Annotated in this window: 16 protein-coding genes and 1 pseudogene; 8 read left to right on the forward strand and 9 right to left on the reverse strand. The window is 61.5% G+C overall.

The genetic code is table 11. The features are described 5' to 3' along the window. Positions 1–115 precede the first annotated feature (115 nt). Complete coding sequence (gene pyk, locus UW3_RS0103425; protein WP_010220857.1) at positions 116–1,567, reverse strand: pyruvate kinase; 1,452 nt, start codon at positions 1,565–1,567, stop codon at positions 116–118. 225 nt (positions 1,568–1,792) lie between these two features. On the opposite strand from pyk, the gene UW3_RS0103430 reads away from it, so the two are divergent. From UW3_RS0103430 to sbcB, 3 genes are all read left to right on the forward strand, one after another. Next, a complete protein-coding gene (locus UW3_RS0103430) occupies positions 1,793–2,179 on the forward strand; it encodes a tetratricopeptide repeat protein (protein ID WP_010220859.1) in 387 nt (128 codons plus the stop codon). 126 nt (positions 2,180–2,305) lie between these two features. Further along, positions 2,306–2,665 (forward strand): PilZ domain-containing protein, encoded by a 360-nt coding sequence (locus UW3_RS0103440; protein WP_010220860.1) that lies wholly within the window; start codon positions 2,306–2,308, stop codon positions 2,663–2,665. 61 nt (positions 2,666–2,726) lie between these two features. Further along, a complete protein-coding gene (gene sbcB, locus UW3_RS0103445) occupies positions 2,727–4,157 on the forward strand; it encodes an exodeoxyribonuclease I (RefSeq protein WP_010220861.1) in 1,431 nt (476 codons plus the stop codon). Positions 4,158–4,233: 76 nt separating this feature from the next. Here the strand turns inward: sbcB and mvaT are convergent, their stop codons facing one another. Further along, positions 4,234–4,611, reverse strand: a complete 378-nt coding sequence (gene mvaT / locus UW3_RS0103450; RefSeq protein ID WP_010220862.1) for a histone-like nucleoid-structuring protein MvaT — start codon at positions 4,609–4,611, stop codon at positions 4,234–4,236. 314 nt (positions 4,612–4,925) lie between these two features. Between mvaT and purU the strand changes: the two genes are divergently transcribed. Beyond that, entirely contained in the window at positions 4,926–5,777 is an 852-nt protein-coding gene (purU, locus tag UW3_RS0103455) for a formyltetrahydrofolate deformylase (RefSeq protein WP_010220863.1), read from the forward strand. Positions 5,778–5,800: 23 nt separating this feature from the next. Then, positions 5,801–5,974, forward strand: coding sequence for a hypothetical protein (locus UW3_RS28945; protein WP_010220864.1), 174 nt, complete (start codon positions 5,801–5,803; stop codon positions 5,972–5,974). Here the strand turns inward: UW3_RS28945 and UW3_RS0103465 are convergent. From UW3_RS0103465 to UW3_RS30165, 5 genes and pseudogenes are all read right to left on the reverse strand, one after another. Next, positions 5,949–6,953, reverse strand: coding sequence for a glucosaminyl phosphatidylglycerol flippase (locus UW3_RS0103465; RefSeq protein WP_010220865.1), 1,005 nt, complete (start codon positions 6,951–6,953; stop codon positions 5,949–5,951). The genes UW3_RS28945 and UW3_RS0103465 overlap by 26 nt on opposite strands. Continuing rightward, positions 6,950–7,711, reverse strand: coding sequence for an N-acetylglucosaminyl phosphatidylglycerol deacetylase (locus UW3_RS0103470; protein ID WP_010220867.1), 762 nt, complete (start codon positions 7,709–7,711; stop codon positions 6,950–6,952). The genes UW3_RS0103465 and UW3_RS0103470 overlap by 4 nt, the downstream gene beginning before the upstream one ends. Beyond that, on the reverse strand, positions 7,704–8,825 hold the full coding sequence (locus UW3_RS0103475; protein WP_010220869.1) for an N-acetylglucosaminyl phosphatidylglycerol synthase: 1,122 nt from the start codon (positions 8,823–8,825) through the stop codon (positions 7,704–7,706). Before UW3_RS0103475 ends, UW3_RS0103470 begins: the two co-directional genes overlap by 8 nt. A 195-nt stretch (positions 8,826–9,020) precedes the next feature. Beyond that, on the reverse strand, positions 9,021–9,785 hold the full coding sequence (locus tag UW3_RS30160; protein WP_371128668.1) for a methyl-accepting chemotaxis protein: 765 nt from the start codon (positions 9,783–9,785) through the stop codon (positions 9,021–9,023). Between the two features lie 93 nt (positions 9,786–9,878). Next, positions 9,879–10,901, reverse strand: a pseudogene (locus tag UW3_RS30165) (HAMP domain-containing protein); the annotation flags it as partial. Between the two features lie 168 nt (positions 10,902–11,069). Here UW3_RS30165 and UW3_RS0103485 point away from each other — a divergent pair. Further along, positions 11,070–12,548, forward strand: coding sequence for a helicase HerA-like domain-containing protein (locus UW3_RS0103485; RefSeq protein WP_010220871.1), 1,479 nt, complete (start codon positions 11,070–11,072; stop codon positions 12,546–12,548). A gap of 54 nt (positions 12,549–12,602) precedes the next feature. Here the strand turns inward: UW3_RS0103485 and UW3_RS0103490 are convergent, their stop codons facing one another. Together UW3_RS0103490 and UW3_RS0103495 are read right to left on the reverse strand one after the other, a co-directional pair. Further along, positions 12,603–14,075, reverse strand: a complete 1,473-nt coding sequence (locus UW3_RS0103490; protein ID WP_010220872.1) for an inorganic phosphate transporter — start codon at positions 14,073–14,075, stop codon at positions 12,603–12,605. Positions 14,076–14,416: 341 nt separating this feature from the next. Then, complete coding sequence (locus UW3_RS0103495; protein ID WP_010220873.1) at positions 14,417–14,617, reverse strand: hypothetical protein; 201 nt, start codon at positions 14,615–14,617, stop codon at positions 14,417–14,419. A gap of 599 nt (positions 14,618–15,216) precedes the next feature. On the opposite strand from UW3_RS0103495, the gene pcaR reads away from it, so the two are divergent. Further along, positions 15,217–16,092, forward strand: coding sequence for a pca regulon transcriptional regulator PcaR (gene pcaR / locus UW3_RS0103500; RefSeq protein WP_174242307.1), 876 nt, complete (start codon positions 15,217–15,219; stop codon positions 16,090–16,092). Positions 16,093–16,369: 277 nt separating this feature from the next. Next, on the forward strand, positions 16,370–17,716 hold the full coding sequence (pcaK, locus tag UW3_RS0103505) for a 4-hydroxybenzoate transporter PcaK (RefSeq protein WP_010220875.1): 1,347 nt from the start codon (positions 16,370–16,372) through the stop codon (positions 17,714–17,716). Positions 17,717–17,807 lie beyond the last annotated feature (91 nt).

Here is a 17,807-nt window from a genome sequence, read left to right on the forward strand (position 1 = left end):
TGGATAAGCTCGCAACCAACCCCACCCCAAGGCTCATAGTCCCCGAAATGTCGTGAAGAACCCAAAAAAGCCCCGCAGCACAGGCTGCGGGGCTTTGTTCAGCAGTGTCCGAGCATCAGACCAGCGAATCACCGACGTGCAGGATCTTCATGCCGTTGGTGCCACCGATGGTGTGGTAGCTGTCGCCTTTGGTCAGGATCGCCCAGTCACCTGGCTCGACCGCGCCGCGCTGCAGCAGCTCGTCGACTGCCGCCTGGCTGACTTTCTCGGCCGGCAGGGCTGCCGGGTCGAACGCTACCGGGTACACACCACGGAACATCGCGGCGCGGGCCAGGGTGGCGCGGTGCGGCGAGAAGGCGTAGATCGGCACCGAAGAACGCAGGCGCGACATGATCAGCGGGGTGTAGCCACTTTCGGTGAGGGCGATGATCGCCTTGACGCCAGGGAAGTGGTTGGCAGTGTACATGGCCGCCAGGGCGATGCTTTCGTCGCAGCGCTCGAAGCGGGTGTGCAGACGGTGGCTGGACTTCTGGCTGGTCGGGTGCTTTTCGGCGCCCAGGCAGATGCGGGCCATGGCCTGTACGGCTTCGATCGGGTAGGCGCCGGCGGCACTTTCGGCCGACAGCATCACCGCGTCGGTGTTGTCCAGCACGGCGTTGGCCACGTCGGAGACTTCGGCACGGGTTGGCATCGGGTTCTGGATCATCGACTCCATCATCTGGGTCGCAACGATCACCGCCTTGTTGTTGCGGCGGGCGTGCTGGATGATCTTCTTCTGGATCGCGATCAGCTCGGCATCGCCGATTTCCACGCCCAGGTCGCCACGGGCAACCATGACCGCGTCACTGGCGGTGATCAGGCCGTCGAGGGTCTCGTCATCGGCGACCGCTTCGGCGCGCTCGATCTTGGCCACCAGCCAGGCGCTGCCGCCGGCTTCGTCGCGCAGGCGACGGGCGTATTCCATGTCGGAGGCATCGCGCGGGAAGGAAACGGCCAGGTAGTCCAGGTCCATTTCGGCTGCCAGCTTGATGTCGGCCTTGTCTTTTTCGGTCAGGGCCGGAGCAGTCAGGCCGCCGCCGCGACGGTTGATGCCTTTGTGGTCGGACAGCGGGCCGCCGATCAGTACTTCGCAGTGCAGGGCATCGGCAGTGGCGCTGGTTACGCGCATGACCACGCGGCCGTCGTCGAGCAGCAGTTCGTCACCGACGCCGCAGTCCTTGACCAGGTCCGGATAGTCGATGCCGACGATTTCCTGGGTGCCTTCGGTCAGCGGGTGGGCGGTGGAGAAGGTGAAGCGGTCACCGACCTTGAGCTCGATACGCTTGTTGCTGAACTTGGCGATACGGATCTTCGGCCCTTGCAGGTCGCCGAGCAGCGCCACGTGGCGGCCCAGGCGGGCGGCGATTTCGCGGATCAGGCGCGCGCGAGCCTTGTGCTCGTCAGGCGTGCCGTGGGAGAAGTTCAGGCGAGCGACATCCAGGCCGGCAAGGATCAGTTGCTCGATCACTTCCGGCGAGTTGCTGGCGGGGCCAAGGGTGGCGACGATTTTGGTACGGCGGATGGTCATGCACAGACTCCTATAGTGAAGCGCAGCGAAAGGCTACTCCGGAAAATTGCTGTAGTCATTGTTCCTTTGCACTACCTGCCGGTTAGCGGGGGTGGCGTTTGAACGGGGAGTGCTAACCCCGAGAGCGGCGCCAATCCTGTGGGAGCTGGCTTGCCAGCGATCGGCCAGCACGGTCTACAGATTTTCCAGCCAAAGCCGATACACTGCTCAATACAGGAGATCCCCATGCGAGCCTTGATCGTTTTAGCCTTGGCGACCAGCGTCGTCGGCTGCACCCGCTGGTCGATGGACCATCATTTGAACAACGCCTACCGCGCCTATGACCGCGGCAACTGCGAGCAGGCGATGCTGGAGCTGTCCCAGGTCGAGCGCACCAGCCGTGCCCGACCGTTCATCCAGCCGGAAGTGTCGCTGCTGCGTGGCCAGTGCCTGGAGCGGCAGAAGCTGTTCGTCGATGCGGCGCAGACCTACCAGTTCATTCTCCAGCGCTACCCGCAGAGCGAATATGCCTTCCGTGCCCGCGCGCGGCTGCAGACCCTCGAGCAACTGGGCCACTACCGCACTGGCGAAGCCGCGATTGCCCGACCGGCAACGACCACGCCTTGGCGTTAATACTAAAGTCAGCAAGTCTGATTGTGACGTGCGGGTCAGGGTGCGCTAATCTTGTTGCTGAGATGAATGAAAAACAGCAGCTCTAGCGCGGCCCTGCTAAAAGGGTCTTCGACAGCGATCCCGACCATGTTTGACGAGCGCCGCATCGAGCGTCACCAGCTCCCTTATTTTCTCAAAGTCTTCAACCGCTTCACCGACCAGCCCATCGGCTACCTGGGCAATGTGTCGGAAGACGGCCTGATGCTGATCAGCCAGTTGCCGATGCTGGTCGGCCCGGATTTCGAGTTGCAACTCAAAGTTCCGGGCCGCGATGGCGCCGTGCACCCGATCAACCTCACCGCCAGTTGCCTGTGGAGCCATGAAGACCAGACGCCCGGGCATTACGACTCGGGCTTCATGCTGTTGCAGGCACCACGTGACTACGAGCTGTTGGTGCGCGCCCTGCGCAACTATTTCAGCTTCCATCCATTGAACGCCTCGGCCTGACACTGGCCCTGGCGGGCTGCTGGCCCTAGACTCTGGTCGATCTTCTGTTCAGGACGACCCCGTGAGCTCCAGCATTTTCTGGCACGACTACGAAACCACCGGCATCAACCCGCGCAACGACCGGCCCTTGCAGGTTGCCGGGGTGCGCACCGACCTCGAGCTCAATGAGATCGAGGCGCCGATCAACTTCTATTGCCAGCCCAGCGACGACATCCTGCCGCACCCCAAGGCTTGCCTGGTCACCGGCATCACCCCGCAGCAACTGGCCAGCCAGGGCTTGAGCGAAGCCGAGTTCATGACCCGGGTACATGCCGAACTGGCACGTCCGGGCACCTGTGGCGCCGGCTACAACAGCCTGCGCTTCGATGATGAAGTCACTCGTTACAGCCTGTATCGCAACTTCTTTGATCCTTACGCCCGCGAGGGGCGGGGCGCCACCAGCCGCTGGGACCTGATCGACATCGTCCGCGCCGCCTATGCTCTGCGCCCGGACGGGATTGAATGGCCGCAACAGGACGGGCGCACCAGTTTGCGCCTGGAGTTGCTCACCGCCGCCAACGGCATCGACCATGGTCAGGCACACGAAGCGTTGTCGGACGTGCGCGCGACAATTGCACTTGCGCGATTGATCCGACAGAAACAACCCAAGCTCTATGACTGGTTGTTTCAACTGCGCAGCAAGCAGAAAGTCCTCGACCAGATTCGATTGTTACAGCCGCTGGTGCATATTTCCGGTCGTTTTTCGGCGGCACGTAATTATCTGGGGGTGGTATTACCCCTGGCCTGGCATCCGCGTAATCGCAATGCCTTGATCGTCTGTGACCTGCATCTGGATGCGCAGCCCTTGATCGATGAGGATGCTGATTCACTGCGTCAGCGTTTATACACACGTCGCGAGGAAATGCCTGACGGACAATTGCCGGTACCGCTGAAATTAATCCACATCAATCGCTGCCCGGTAGTCGCCCCCTTAAGTGTATTGCGTGGGGAAGATCAGCAGCGGCTGGAACTGGATATGTCTGTTTATCAGGCGCGCGCTGCCAGCCTGATTGCCACGGCAGGGCAATGGCAAGACAAATTGCCAGTAATCTACAGCGCCGAGGAGTTTGCCCCCAGCGAAGATCCGGAACAGCAGTTGTATGATGGCTTTCTTGGCGACCGTGATCGTCGGTTATGCGAGCAAGTGCGCAGTGTCGATCCACAGCAGTTGGGGCAGGGCCAGTGGATGTTTGATGATGAACGTTTACCGGAACTGTTGTTTCGCTATCGTGCGCGTAATTTCAACGAAACCTTGAATGCCGAGGAGCGCCAGCGCTGGCAGACCTTTTGCCAGCAACGCCTGAGTGATCCGTTGATGGGGGCACCCAATACCCTCGGTGATTTCGAGCGGGCCTTGCAGGACTGTTGGGCAGAGGCCGATGCCCAGCAGCAGGCGCTGCTTGGTCAGTGGCGCAGCCATGTGCAGGCATTGAAGTTGCAATTGGGAATGTAAGCAATCGTTGAAAATAAAAAACGCCAGCTAAGCTGGCGTTTTTTTAGCGAGTAACACAAGGTTACCAGCGGGCCAATTAACCCAGCAGGGTTGCCCAGCCTTCAACCACATCGCCACCCCATTTGGCTTTCCATTCTTTCAGGGTTTTGTGGTTGCCGCCTTTGGTTTCGATGACTTCGCCGTTGTGCGGGTTTTTGTATTGCTTGACCTTGCGCGCACGCTTGGTGCCGGTGGTTTTTACTGCGCCGCGTGGGGCTTTGCTCAGTTTGGCTTCTGGATCCAGCAGCGCAATGATGTCACGCAGGGACTTCGAATATTCGCCCATCAGTGCGCGCAGTTTGCCTTCGAACTCAAGCTCGGTTTTCAGCTTGTCGTCTTGCGACAGGTTCTGCAAACGCGCCTGCAGTTCTTTGATGGCTTCTTCGGTGGCGCGATATTCGTTGATCAGGGACATGAGGCGTTCCTTGGAAATGAAGGTTTTCTGAGAGACAGTGCGGCAATAATAATCAGACGTCCTCGCCAAGTAAACATTAAAACAGGCAATTAGCTCAAGGAGTTGTTAATCACGGCGATAGATTAGGTTAAGAAAAATTTACAAACTAATACGCTGCTTCAAAAGTTAACTTAAATCTGTGCCCGGTGCTGCGCCGGCGCCGGCCGCCTGCAGCGACGGCGGGTCAGTCGGCGGGCCGCCAGCAATGAGTACTGCAGTTTTGCCGGGCACTCGCTAGAATGTGCGCCTTTGCGAAAGTTTCTGGAGTCCACTTCATGCGCACCTACCGGCTGGTGATTGCCTGCCCCGACCGCGTTGGCATTGTCGCCAAAGTCAGTAATTTCCTGGCGTCCAACAACGGCTGGATCAACGAAGCCAACCATCACTCCGATGAGCAGAGCGGCTGGTTCTTCATGCGTCACGAAATCCGCGCCGAGACCCTGCCGTTTGGCATCGAGGCGTTCCGCGAAGCCTTCGCACCGATCGCCGAAGAGTTCTCGATGGTCTGGCGTATCACCGATACCGACCAGAAGAAGCGTGTGGTGCTGATGGCCAGCCGTGAGTCCCATTGCCTGGCCGACCTGCTGCACCGCTGGCACGCCAAAGAGCTCGACTGCGACATTCCCTGCGTGATCTCCAACCATGACGACCTGCGCAGCATGGTCGAGTGGCACGGCATCCCGTTCTTCCATGTCCCGGTCGACCCGCAGGACAAACAACCGGCTTTTGCCGAGGTCTCGCGCCTGGTCAAGGCGCACGGTGCCGATGTCGTGGTGCTGGCGCGCTACATGCAGATCCTGCCGCCACAGCTGTGCCAGGAGTACGCTCAGCAGGTGATCAACATCCACCACAGCTTCCTGCCATCGTTTGTCGGCGCCAAGCCGTACCACCAGGCTTCGCTGCGTGGGGTCAAGCTGATCGGCGCTACCTGCCACTACGTCACCGAAGAACTCGATGCCGGCCCGATCATCGAGCAGGACGTGGTCCGTGTCAGCCATAGCGACAGCATCGAAGACATGGTCCGCTTCGGCCGTGATGTCGAGAAGATGGTCCTGGCCCGTGGCCTGCGCTACCACCTGGAAGACCGCGTGCTGGTGCACGGCAACAAGACCGTGGTGTTCAACTAAGCGTCAGTGCAGGAGGTTGCTCCATGGCCGATCCCCTCGACAAGGCAACCTCCAAGGCCCCGCCAACCCTCGGCGAGGGCTGCCTGAGCCGCTACGACCCGGATGCGCTGGACAGCGACGATGGCACCGATTTTCCGGGTGCCGCCGAGCTCTGGGAGCAGCTCAAGCCGGTTAGCGACGACCCCGCGCCTGGCTGAGCCGCAAGCGCTCCAGCAGCGGCCGGCCCAACAGGCAGAGAAACACCGGGCCACCGGCGAGCAGATAGAAGTAATAGGTCACCAACCGCCAGATCAGGATTGCCGCCGCCGCCGTGGAGGTCCCCACCAACGGTGAAAGCAACGCGGCCGAGGTCATCTCGGCGGCCCCCGCGCCCCCCGGCAGCAGGCTGAACTGCCCCGCGCTGAGCGACAGCATCTGCACCAGAAAGCTCGGTATCCACTGCAAGTCGACGCCCAGCCCGCGCAGCGCCAGGTACAGCACGCTGTAACGTAATCCCCAATGCACGCAAGTCAGGGCAAACACCAGCGCCAGGGTGCGTTTGGGCAGGCGCCAGGTGTCGCCGAAGGCACGAAAGAAGTGCAGCAGCTTGCGCGTCCAGCGCCGGCGTCTCTGGGCGGGCACCTTGAGCCTGCGCAGCAGCCGGCCATTGAGGCGCAGCAGCGTGCGGCGGTAGCACATCAGCCCGAGCAAAGCGCCGCAGGCTGTGAACATCAACAGCGCACTGGCGAGCAACATGCCTTCCAGGCTGCGGTTGAGGCTGTGGAACAGTGCGTAGCCGGCGATCCCCAGCATGGCGCAGAAAAAGAACAGCAAGTCGTTGAGCTGGTCGGCGGCGAACGCCGCGCTGCTGCGCGCAGGGCCAATGCGCTCGCGGGCCAGCAAGGCCATCAGGGCCAGCGGCCCGCCGCTGCCGCCAGGCGTGGTGCAAATGGCAAATTCAGTGGCCATGATCACCCCCAGGCTGCGCAAGCGCCCCAGCGCCGCGCCCTGGCTGCCGAGCAGCAAACGCAGGCGGATGGCATTGATGATCCAGCACAGCACGATCATCGCGAACAGGCCAAGCAGCAACGGTGGCGCGAAGCCACGCAGACGCGGCACCAGTTCGCTGCCGCCCAGCAAGGTCGGCACCAGCACTGCCATGATCAGCGCCAGGAGCAGCCAGAGCAGGCGGTTCACCGGCCGTGCCTGCTGGCCAGCCAGGCGGACTTGGTCATCGGCTCGCGGCCCTGGCGCAGCAGGCGTTTCAAGGTCTGTAGCCAGTAACGGCGGGACAAGCCATGGCGCATGTCCACCGGGTGCAGGCCCAGGCGTATGACCGGGGCATTGCCCAGGCGCGCTTCACGTACATCGCAGAGCACTTTCGACAGGCCGCGCCGCCAGCTGCTGCGGGCACTCCAGACCAGACCAGGCGCCGGGAGCGGGGTGAAGTCGGGTAGTCGGTAGAGGTGCTGTGGATCGCTGGTGTAACTCAATGGCAGGCTGCACAGTGCCTGACGGGTGCCGTCGCTCATCAGCCAGGCCGGGGCGACGAAACCTGACAGCGGCCAGGCATAACGCTGGAACAGCGCGATGCCGGCTTCCAGGCGCTCGCGGGCCTGGGCCTGGTCAAGGCAGTAGAACTCACCTTCCCGGGTGTAGATCCGGCGCATGAAGTAGTCCCGTGGCGAACGCGGCGGCGGGCTGTCATCAAGGTGAAAATAGCCATGCAGTGCCATCTCGTCGCCACGCTGCAGGCGCCGTTCGAGCATCAGGCGAAAGCCGGGCGCCTGCTCCAGGGCGTTGCGCTTGTGAAAGTCCGGCACCACCAGCCAGGTCATGGGGATATCGCCCAGGGCATCCACCGCTTCGACGAAGGGTTGGTAGTCAGGCCAGGTTTGCGGCGCAACATCATGCAGCACCAGCAGCAGGCTTGGTCGATCGGTGTACTCAGGCATGGATGCGCACCGGCATCGGGTGGCCCAGCACTGCCCGGTAATGCTCCAGCAAGCCATTGACCACAGTGTCCCAAGCGTAATATTGCTCGACATGGGCACGCGCCTGCAGGCCCATCTGCCGGGCACCGGCTTCGAACACCTCCCTGACCGTGCGGGCCATGGCCTGGCCATCGTTGGGTGTACACAGGCGGCCGCACTGGTCGTTGACGATTTCGCTGAAGGCCCCGGCGGCCACGGCTATGACCGGGATGGCGCTGGCCATGGCTTCGAGGATCACCAGGCCGAAGGTTTCCTGGTCGCCGGCGTGCAGCAAGGCATCGGCGCTGGCCAGCAGGCGGGCGACTTCGCTGGCCGGGCAGAAGTGATCGATGACACTGACATTGGCCGGCACATGGGTCGGCATATGCGAACCGACCAGCAGCAGATGATAGTGCTTGCCCAGGCGTTTCATGCAGTCGAGCAGCACCGGCAGGTTCTTCTCCCGCGAGCCGCGGCCGGCGAATACCAGCAGCCGCGTGGAATCGGCGATACCCAGTTGCTGGCGCAACGACAGGTCGCGGTTCTGCGGGTTGAAGGTCGCCAGGTCGACGCCCAGGCGCTGCACATGAACATTATCGATACCCAGGCCGCGCAGCTTGTTGGCCATCACCTGGCTCGGCGCCAGGACCCGGTCGAAGTTGCCGTAGAGCTTGCTGACATAGGCCTCGACATTTGGCGTGAACCAGTTGCCCATGCGGTTGCTGACCAGCAGCGGCAGGTCGGAGTGGTAGAAGCCGATCACCGGCACATCGAGCTGGCGGCGGGCATCCAGCGCCGCCCAGGCGGTCAGGTAAGGGTCGCCGACTTCGATCAGATTGGGCTGAAGATCCTGCAGGATATTGCGCCAGGGCGCCAGGCGCAGAGGAAAGCGGTAGCCGTTGCCAAACGGCAGGGCCGGTGCCGGCACCTTGTAGATGCCGTTTTCGTGACTGGCACTGGCGCCGGGGATCAACAGGCTGTGACGGACGCCGGGGGTAAGGCCCAGACGGCGGTGTTTGGCATCAAGATAGGTTCGTACGCCGCCGCTGGCAGGGGCGTAGAACATGGTGATGTCCGCGATGTGCACGATCAGCATCCCTCCGAGATCGTCTCCAAAGTGTGTCGCCAGGCAGCTTTTCGCCACTGGAGACGCGCCCTAAGGTTGACCTCTATGAAGGATAGTTTGTTCGACTGGGTTCAGCAGCGGTCAGCTACAAGCTGCAAGCGGCAAGAAAAAGCAGAGCGCACATGGCACCGCTTCTTCTTGCCGCTTCAAGCTTGCCGCTCAAGTTCAGATACGGAAGCTGCCCACCAGTTGTTTCAGGCGGCTGGCCTGCTGCTCCAGGTCGGCGCAGGCGCGCAGGGTCGACTGCAGGTTCTCGACCCCTTCCTGGTTGAGCATGTTGATTTCATTGATGTCCATGTTGATCGAATCGACCACGGCCGTCTGTTCCTCGGTAGCGGTGGCCACCGACTGGTTCATGCCGTCGATCTCGCCGATGCGCAGGGTCACGCTGCCCAGGCGCTCGCCGGCCTGGTTGGCGATCTCGACGCTGTCCTGGCTGTGGCGCTGGCTCTGGCCCATGGTGTCGACCGACTCGCGGGCACCGACCTGCAGCTCCTCGATCATGTTCTGCACCTGTTGCGCCGATTCCTGGGTGCGGTGCGCCAGGTTGCGTACTTCATCGGCGACCACGGCAAACCCGCGCCCGGCTTCACCGGCCCGTGCCGCCTCGATAGCCGCGTTGAGCGCCAGCAGGTTGGTCTGTTGCGAGATGCTGGTGATCACTTCGAGGATCTGACCGATGTTCACGGTCTTGCTGTTGAGCGTCTCGATGTGGGCGCTGGAGGTGCAGATCAGGTCCGACAGGCGGTTCATCGCCTGGATGCTGCGATCGACCACTTGCTGGCCTTCTTCGGCCAGGTGGCGTGCCGAGCTTGCCTGTTGCGAGGCTTGCGCGGCGTTGTGGGCGATTTCCTGGGCGGCGGCACCCAACTGGTTGATCGCCGCAGCGACGCTGTTGGTGCGGTTGGACTGCTCGTCGGAGTTGACCATCGATGAGTTGGAGGCGCTGACCACCCGCAAGGCTACTTCGTTGACCTGTTCGGTGGCCGAGGACACTTCGCGGATCGAGCCATGAATACGCTCGACGAAGCGGTTGAAGGCGGTACCGAGGATGCCGAATTCGTCGTGGTTGTGAATGGCCAGGCGTTTGGTCAGGTCGCCTTCACCTTCGGCGATGTCTTCCATGGCGCGGGTCATGGTGTGCAGCGGTTGCATCAGCACACGGATCAACAGGCCGAGCAGGGCAATGATGATGACTACCGCCACCAGGGTTGCAATCACCGCAGAGGTGCGGAACTCGCTCAGCATCGAGTAGGCCTCGTCCTTGTCTACCGACAGGCCGATGTACCAGTTGGCCGAAGGCAGGCCCTTGACCGGGGCGAAGCTGAGGATCCGGGTCTTGCCATCGAGCTGGACTTCGCTCGGTTCCTTGCTGATGCGCGGGGTGTTCTGCGGGAACAGGTCCGACAGCGACTTCATCACCAGGTTCTTGTCCGGGTGCACGAGGATCTTGCCCTGATCGTTGATCAAGAACGCATAGCCCATGCCGCCGAAGTTCAGCGAGTTGATGATTTCGGTCAGGCCGTCCAGGGCCAGGTCGCCACCGACCACGCCGACATTGCGCGCAGCGGTCGCCACCACCGAGATGACCATCTTGCCGGTGCTGACATCAATATAAGGTTCGGTCAGGATCGGCCCGTTGGCCGCCATGCCGTCCTTGTACCAGGGGCGCACGCGAGGGTCGTAGCCGTCCGGCATCTTGGTTTGCGGGCGAATGGTGAACCCGCCGTTGACGTCACCCAGGTAAATTGTCAGGAAACTTGAGACCAATGCCTGTTGGCCGAGCAGGGTGCCGATCTTGTCAGCCTCGGGAAACGCGGCGATGTTTTGTGCAACGTTTTGTACCAGCAGAATACGACCGTCAAACAGGTTCTTGATATTGGTCGAAGTGGTTTCGCCCATTTCCTCAAGATAGTTTTCCAGATCCTCGCGAATGGCATTACGCTGCAAGAAATCGTTGTACAAGGTAAACAGGGTAAAGGCGATCATGACGATCAGTGAGGCGGCCAATAGGATCTTGTGGCTGAATCGGAGGCTTTTGTTCATAACGTGTCGGTCCGCTAAGGTCTTGTTGTCCGGGTCGTTCGCACAAAGAACAGCGTGAAAGCAGTGCAGGTCCCAATTCCTTGTCGGGCTATTCCTGTCTTCTGGTGGTCTGTCGCCATTTAATATCGGCCGTTTCCAGCCAAAGCTTTAAACAGAGGGTGAAAAAACATGCCTGACTCTTCGCAATTCGTGCTCGGCGCCGACCTTGCCGGACAGCCGGTGGCCCAGGCCATGCGCCTGGCCAACCGCCACGGTCTGGTGGCCGGGGCCACCGGTACCGGCAAGACCGTGACCCTGCAACATATGGCTGAAGCCTTCAGTGACGCGGGCGTAGCGGTGTTTGCCGCCGACGTCAAAGGCGACTTGTGCGGCCTGGGCGCAGTAGGCAACCCGCAAGGCAAGGTGGCCGAGCGCATTGCCGGCATGCCCTGGCTGGGGCACCGGCCTCAGGCGTATCCGGTCAGCTTGTGGGACATTCACGGTCAGTCCGGTCATCCATTGCGTACCACCCTCAGTGAAATGGGCCCGTTGCTCCTGGGCAACCTGCTGGAACTGACCGACAGTCAGCAGGCGGCACTGTATGCCGCGTTCAAGGTTGCCGACCGCGACGGCCTGTTGCTGCTGGACATCAAGGACCTCAAGGCGCTGCTGGCACATTTGAAGGACAACCCGCAGCTACTCGGTGAAGACATTGCGCTGATGACCACAGGTTCCAGCCAGGCCCTGTTGCGGCGCCTGGCAACCCTGGAGCAGCAGGGCGCCGAGGCGTTGTTCGGCGAGCCCGCCTTGCAGCTGGAAGACATCCTGCAACCGGATGCCGATGGCCGCGGGCGTATTCACCTGCTCGATGCCAGCCGCCTGGTGCATGAGGCGCCCAAGGTCTATGCGACCTTCCTGCTCTGGCTGCTGGCCGAGCTGTTCGAGCAATTGCCCGAGCGCGGCGATGCCGACAAACCGTTGCTGGCGTTGTTTTTCGATGAAGCGCACCTGCTGTTCAATGGTACGCCCAAGGCCCTGCAGGACCGACTGGAACAGGTGGTGCGGCTGATTCGTTCCAAGGGCGTAGGGGTGTACTTCGTCACCCAGTCGCCGAGCGATCTGCCCGATGATGTCCTGGCGCAGTTGGGCCTGCGGGTCCAGCATGGCCTGCGAGCGTTCACTGCCAAGGAGCAAAAGTCCCTCAAGGCCGTGGCCGATGGCTTCCGTCCTAACCCGCAGTTCGACACCCTGAGTGTGCTGACCGAACTGGGCATCGGTGAGGCGTTGGTCGGAACCCTGCAGGAAAAGGGCACGCCGGGCATGGTCCAGCGCGTGCTGATCGCGCCGCCGCAGTCGCGTATCGGGCCGCTGAGCGCTGCTGAGCGGGCGGCGCTGATTGCCGCGTCGCCACTGGCCGGGCGCTATGACAAACCGGTGGACCGTGAGTCGGCCTATGAAATGCTCAACGCCCGTAAAGGCGGCGCGGCCGGGCCTGAACAAGCGCCGGCAGCGGCTGAGGAGAGCTTTGCCGACAAGGCCGGTGAGTTCCTCCAGAGCGCGGCGGGGCAGGCGATCAAGTCGGCGGTACGCCAGGCGGCCAACCAGTTCGGGCGCCAACTGGTGCGTGGCCTGATGGGCTCGTTGCTTGGTAGCAGCAAGCGCCGCTGATTCTGCCAGGTATAAAAAAGGCGCCCTTGGGGCGCCTTTTTTTGTGCGGGTGTCTTAGCCGATGGCTTTGGTCGCCAGCCAGAACAATCCAGCCGCCAGGCCCATCGAGGCTGGCAGGGTCAGGACCCAGGCCAGCAGGATGGTCTTGACGGTGCCGCTTTGCAGGCCGCTCTTGTTCGCCACCATGGTCCCGGCTACACCCGACGACAACACGTGGGTGGTCGAAACCGGCAGGCTGAAGATGTTGGCCATGCCGATGGCGCAGGCTGCGGTGATCTGTGCCGACATGCCCTGGGCGTAGGTCATGCCCTGCTTGCCGATCTTCTCGCCGATGGTCAGCACCACGCGCTTCCAGCCGACCATGGTACCCAGGCCCAGGGCCAGGGCGACCGCGAGGATGACCCAGAACGGGGCATATTCGGTGGTGGCGGTCAGGTCTTTACGCAGTTTTTCCAGGTCGGCCTTCTCGCGCGCTTGCAGGCCCGGCAACTTGCCGACCTTCTTCGCGGTGTCGTCCAGACAGAGCAGGTAGCGACGGACTTCGACGCGTTTTTCCGCCGACAGCGAGTGGTAGTCGGCTACGCCGTTGAGCGATTGCTGCAGGGCCTTGATGGTCGGCTCGGTCTGCTGCGGGTTGCAGCTGAACTGCTCCGGCAGGTCGCCATCTTTGGCTTTGCCCAGGGCCAGGAATTCACCCAGGGTCGCTTCGTTGCGCTGGTAGAACTGGCTCAGGTGCAGAGTGGCGTCGCGGGTCCGCTCGATCTGGTAGGTGGTGCTGTTCAGGTCGAGAACGAACTGGGCCGGGACGATACCGATCAGCACCAGCATGATCAGGCCGATACCCTTCTGGCCGTCGTTGGAGCCGTGCACGAAGCTGACGCCCATGGCCGAAATGACCAGCACCAGGCGGTTCCAGAACGGTGGGTGCTTCTTGTCGTCAAGCTTGCGGCGCTGTTCCGGGGTCTTGTGCATCTTCGACAGCGGGCGCCACCATTTAAGGCCGATCAGCACCAGGGCCGCCACAGCAAAGCCGGCCATGGGCGACAGTACCAGGGACATGGCGATGTCGATTGCCTTCTGCCAGTTGACCCCGTCACCCAACGGAATGTCGTTGAGCAGGGCGTTGGCCAGGCCCACGCCGAGGATCGAGCCGATCAGCGTGTGCGAGCTGGACGCCGGGATCCCGAAGTACCAGGTGCCCAGGTTCCAGGTGATGGCGGCGGCCAATAGAGAGAAGACCATCGCCAGGCCGTGGCCGGTGTTCACGTTGATCAGCAGTTCGACCGGCAGCAGGTGAACGATGGCATATGCCACGCCGACACCGCCCAATAGAACGCCGAGGAAGTTGAACACGCCGGAGAAGAACACGGCCAGGTGCGGCGGCATGGCTTTGGTATAGATGACTGTAGCTACCGCGTTAGCGGTGTCATGAAAGCCATTGATGAACTCGAAGGCGAGTACGAAGGTCAGAGCGAGCAGCAAGCTCACCAGTACCCAGGCATCAAGTCCGCTGAATAAATCGATCATGAAGGAATTCTGACCCGGTCATAAGGGGGCGCGATTATGCCAGAAATCCCCGGTAATCGATGCCCCTGCTGCTGACCGCTCGACGACTTTTCTACCCCCGTGCCTGACCCGTTGAGTCGGCGATGCTTCGCTTAACGTCGGCTAAAATTCGAAAAAATCGAGAAAAATTAGATATTTGAGAACGTTCTGTTCTGTCAGAAAGAAATCAAACGACCGTATGAAATTTGTGAAATTCCGTTACGGCATGCGCATGCAAGCGCAAAAATCCGTTGCATTACGTTCAGGTAAAAGCTCCCCGGCATGCCGTTGAGCGGCATGTTCCAGTCGCCTGTAACTGCGGCTCAGGGCGCCTGGTCCTTGAGTTCTTTCTCGATTTTTTCCAGCTCCTGAGCAAAGGCCTGGTCAAGCACGCTTGCGCGTTTTCGCCAGGGTTTGCGTTCCGGGTCGGGTTGCGCGGCATAAGTGGTCACTTCACCGCCATAGACGTCCTTGTAACGTTGTTCCTGGCGCTCTAGTTCCGCGCGCAGTTCATCTTTGGTCACAGTACTACCTGTAGTGTGGATATAAACCCTGGCGATTACGTGGGCAAATAGTGCGCGGGGCGCAACATGCACACGGCTACGCTGCCAGAGCGGCATAACTGTCGCAGCAACAGTAGGTTGTGATGATGCAAGCGAATGTGAACAACGGCTATTCACGTGAGTGGCACTTGCAACAATCCAGTTGTGTCTACCTGGGCAGACGCGGATTGGATCCGCACTATCCCTGCCCGAGGGCAGGGATACGAAGTTTTATTATAGCAAGCAGTTTGTCTGACAGTAGCACGCGCTAGGGTTGATAAGAGCACCCGCTTTGTTACCACGTTATGAATGTAGTCAGACGTCCGAGTATTAAATTCGAGCCGAGGGTAAAGAAAAAGTTCGCCGGCTACAAAGCCCCGCATTGTACGGAGGGAAGAAAAACGGCCTCGCTTCGTGGGCAAGGCCGTGCCTGGGACTTCTACGGTGGGTACCTGACCAGTCTCTCCAAGAAGCCACATGGTGGCGGTAGAAAGGTATAAGCAATTGAGGGTAGCGGTCAATTGCGATTATCGGTCGATGGTTCGATAATCGCCCTAGTGACCGTGTTGCCGAGGCTAGCCATGACAGAAGAAACCACGCCCAAAGGGCCAGGATTGAACGACAACGTGCGTAGCTCGTTTGCGTCCCTGGCGCCGCCCATCGTCGCCTCGCCGGCCAAGCGTATCCAGGCCTTCACCGGCGACCCCGACTTCATGACCTCACTGGCCCGGGGCCTGGCAGTGGTGCAGGCCTTCCAGGAGCGCAAGCGCCACCTGACCATCGCGCAGATCAGCCATCGCACGGAAATTCCCCGGGCAGCGGTGCGCCGTTGCCTGCATACCTTGATCAAGCTGGGCTACGCCACTACCGACGGGCGCACTTATTCGTTGCTGCCCAAGGTGCTGACCCTTGGCCATGCCTATCTGTCGTCGACACCCCTGGCGGTGTCGGCACAGCCGTATCTGGACCGCATGAGCGATCAGTTGCATGAGGCCTGCAACATGGCCACCCTGGAAGGCGACGACATTCTCTACATCGCCCGTTCCGCCACCGTGCAGCGCTTGATTTCGGTCGACCTGTCGGTTGGCGGACGGCTGCCGGCCTATTGCACCTCCATGGGTCGCATCCTGCTGGCGGCGCTGGACGACGCGACCTTGCACGAATACCTGGAGCATGCCGACCTGCAGGCCAAGACCAGCCGCACCATTCACGACCCGGTGGCCCTGCTCGAATGCCTGCAACTGGTTCGCCAGCAAGGCTGGTGCGTGGTCGATCAGGAGCTCGAGCAAGGCTTGCGCTCGATCGCCGTGCCGGTCTATGACGCCTCCGGCCAGGTGCTGGCGGCGCTCAACGTCAGCACCCATGCCGGGCGGGTCAGTCGCACCGAGCTTGAGCAGCGCTTTCTGCCGATCATGCTCGCCGCCAGCCGCGACCTCAGCGCGCAACTGTTCGCCTGAACGTTCCTGTTCGATAAACGCACAGAGATGCGTTTATCGAATTGCGCCGCGCCCGCCTGCTTATTAATGTCCCTCGCAGCGGTCAGCCTGCCTTGACCGCCCATAATAATGAGTGAGAGGCAAACGCCCCATGACCGACTTCCTGTCCCCGCACGGCTTGCACCTGTCCTACGCTGGACTGCGCGGCAGCTGATCCAGTTTTCCGAACCTGTTCCTGTTCGCCTGTGCCGTTCATGCGCGCACCCGCACACTCGCGCGCTTCTTCTGGATAAAAATAATGAATAGTCCTCAAGCTGCTGTCGGAAACTGCCTTGATGTGCAGTCCTTTATCAATAGCCAACCATTGTCACGCTACCAGTGGCGGGTGGTGATCCTGTGCTTCCTGATTGTCTTCCTCGACGGCCTCGACACCGCCGCCATGGGTTTTATCGCCCCGGCCCTGTCCCAGGATTGGGGCATCGACCGGGCCAGCCTGGGGCCGGTGATGAGTGCCGCGCTGATCGGCATGGTCTTCGGGGCGCTGGGTTCCGGGCCGCTGGCCGACCGCTTCGGGCGCAAGGTGGTACTGGTGGGGGCGGTGGTGCTGTTTGGCGCCTTCAGCCTGGCTTCGGCCTACAGCAGCAACGTTGACCAGTTGCTGGTGCTGCGCTTTCTGACCGGGTTGGGCCTGGGGGCGGGCATGCCCAATGCCACGACCCTGCTGTCCGAGTACACCCCGGAGCGGCACAAGTCACTGCTGGTAACCAGCATGTTCTGTGGCTTCAACCTGGGCATGGCCGGTGGCGGTTTCATTTCCGCCAAGCTGATTCCGGCGTTTGGCTGGCACAGCCTGCTGCTGATCGGCGGCCTGTTGCCGTTGGTGCTGGCCGTCGTGCTGGTGTTCTGGCTGCCGGAGTCGGCGCGCTACCTGGTGGTCCGCAACCGGGGCACCGACAAGGTGCGCAAGACTCTCTCCCCGATCGAGCCGGCCATCGTCGGCCAGGCGTCGAGCTTCAGTGTGCCGGAGCAGAAGACGGTAAAAGCCCGCAACGTGTTTGCGGTGATCTTCTCCGGTACCTACAGCACCGGCACCCTGCTGTTGTGGCTGACCTATTTCATGGGCCTGGTGATTGTCTACCTGCTGACCAGCTGGCTGCCAACGCTGATGCGTGACAGTGGCGCGAGCATGGAGCAGGCCGCCTTTATCGGTGCGCTGTTCCAGTTTGGTGGTGTGCTCAGTGCCGTGGGCGTGGGCTGGGCCATGGACCGCTACAACCCGCACAAAGTTATCGGCACGTTCTATCTGCTGGCCGGGGTGTTTGCCTACGCGGTAGGGCAAAGCCTGGGCAACATCACCGTACTGGCGACCCTGGTGCTGGTTGCCGGTATGTGCGTCAACGGTGCGCAATCGGCGATGCCGTCGCTGGCAGCGCGTTTCTACCCCACTCAGGGGCGCGCCACCGGTGTGTCGTGGATGCTCGGTATCGGCCGCTTCGGGGCGATCCTTGGGGCGTGGATGGGCGCGACGCTGCTGGGCCTGGGCTGGAACTTCGAGCAGGTGCTGACTGCACTGGTGATCCCGGCCGCGCTGGCCACCACGGCGGTGATCATCAAGGGCATGGTCAGCCATGCCGATGCCACCTGATATCGGCTCCCACCAGGGTTCTTAGCAAGATAACAATCGGTTCGATAATCGAACGATTAGTCGATTATCGGATTGAACCGCCCCCAGGCCC

It is taken from the genome of Pseudomonas donghuensis (assembly GCF_000259195.1).
Lineage (GTDB): Bacteria > Pseudomonadota > Gammaproteobacteria > Pseudomonadales > Pseudomonadaceae > Aquipseudomonas > Aquipseudomonas donghuensis.

Coding starts and splice junctions, on each gene's coding strand:
- pyk (WP_010220857.1), bottom strand. CDS start 1,567: ATGACCATCCGCCGTACCAAAATCGTCGCCACCCTTGGCCCCGCCAGC.
- UW3_RS0103430 (WP_010220859.1), top strand. CDS start 1,793: ATGCGAGCCTTGATCGTTTTAGCCTTGGCGACCAGCGTCGTCGGCTGC.
- UW3_RS0103440 (WP_010220860.1), top strand. CDS start 2,306: ATGTTTGACGAGCGCCGCATCGAGCGTCACCAGCTCCCTTATTTTCTC.
- mvaT (WP_010220862.1), bottom strand. CDS start 4,611: ATGTCCCTGATCAACGAATATCGCGCCACCGAAGAAGCCATCAAAGAA.
- purU (WP_010220863.1), top strand. CDS start 4,926: ATGCGCACCTACCGGCTGGTGATTGCCTGCCCCGACCGCGTTGGCATT.
- UW3_RS28945 (WP_010220864.1), top strand. CDS start 5,801: ATGGCCGATCCCCTCGACAAGGCAACCTCCAAGGCCCCGCCAACCCTC.
- UW3_RS0103470 (WP_010220867.1), bottom strand. CDS start 7,711: ATGCCTGAGTACACCGATCGACCAAGCCTGCTGCTGGTGCTGCATGAT.
- UW3_RS0103475 (WP_010220869.1), bottom strand. CDS start 8,825: ATGCTGATCGTGCACATCGCGGACATCACCATGTTCTACGCCCCTGCC.
- UW3_RS30160 (WP_371128668.1), bottom strand. CDS start 9,785: ATGGTCAACTCCGACGAGCAGTCCAACCGCACCAACAGCGTCGCTGCG.
- UW3_RS0103485 (WP_010220871.1), top strand. CDS start 11,070: ATGCCTGACTCTTCGCAATTCGTGCTCGGCGCCGACCTTGCCGGACAG.
- UW3_RS0103490 (WP_010220872.1), bottom strand. CDS start 14,075: ATGATCGATTTATTCAGCGGACTTGATGCCTGGGTACTGGTGAGCTTG.
- pcaR (WP_174242307.1), top strand. CDS start 15,217: ATGACAGAAGAAACCACGCCCAAAGGGCCAGGATTGAACGACAACGTG.
- pcaK (WP_010220875.1), top strand. CDS start 16,370: ATGAATAGTCCTCAAGCTGCTGTCGGAAACTGCCTTGATGTGCAGTCC.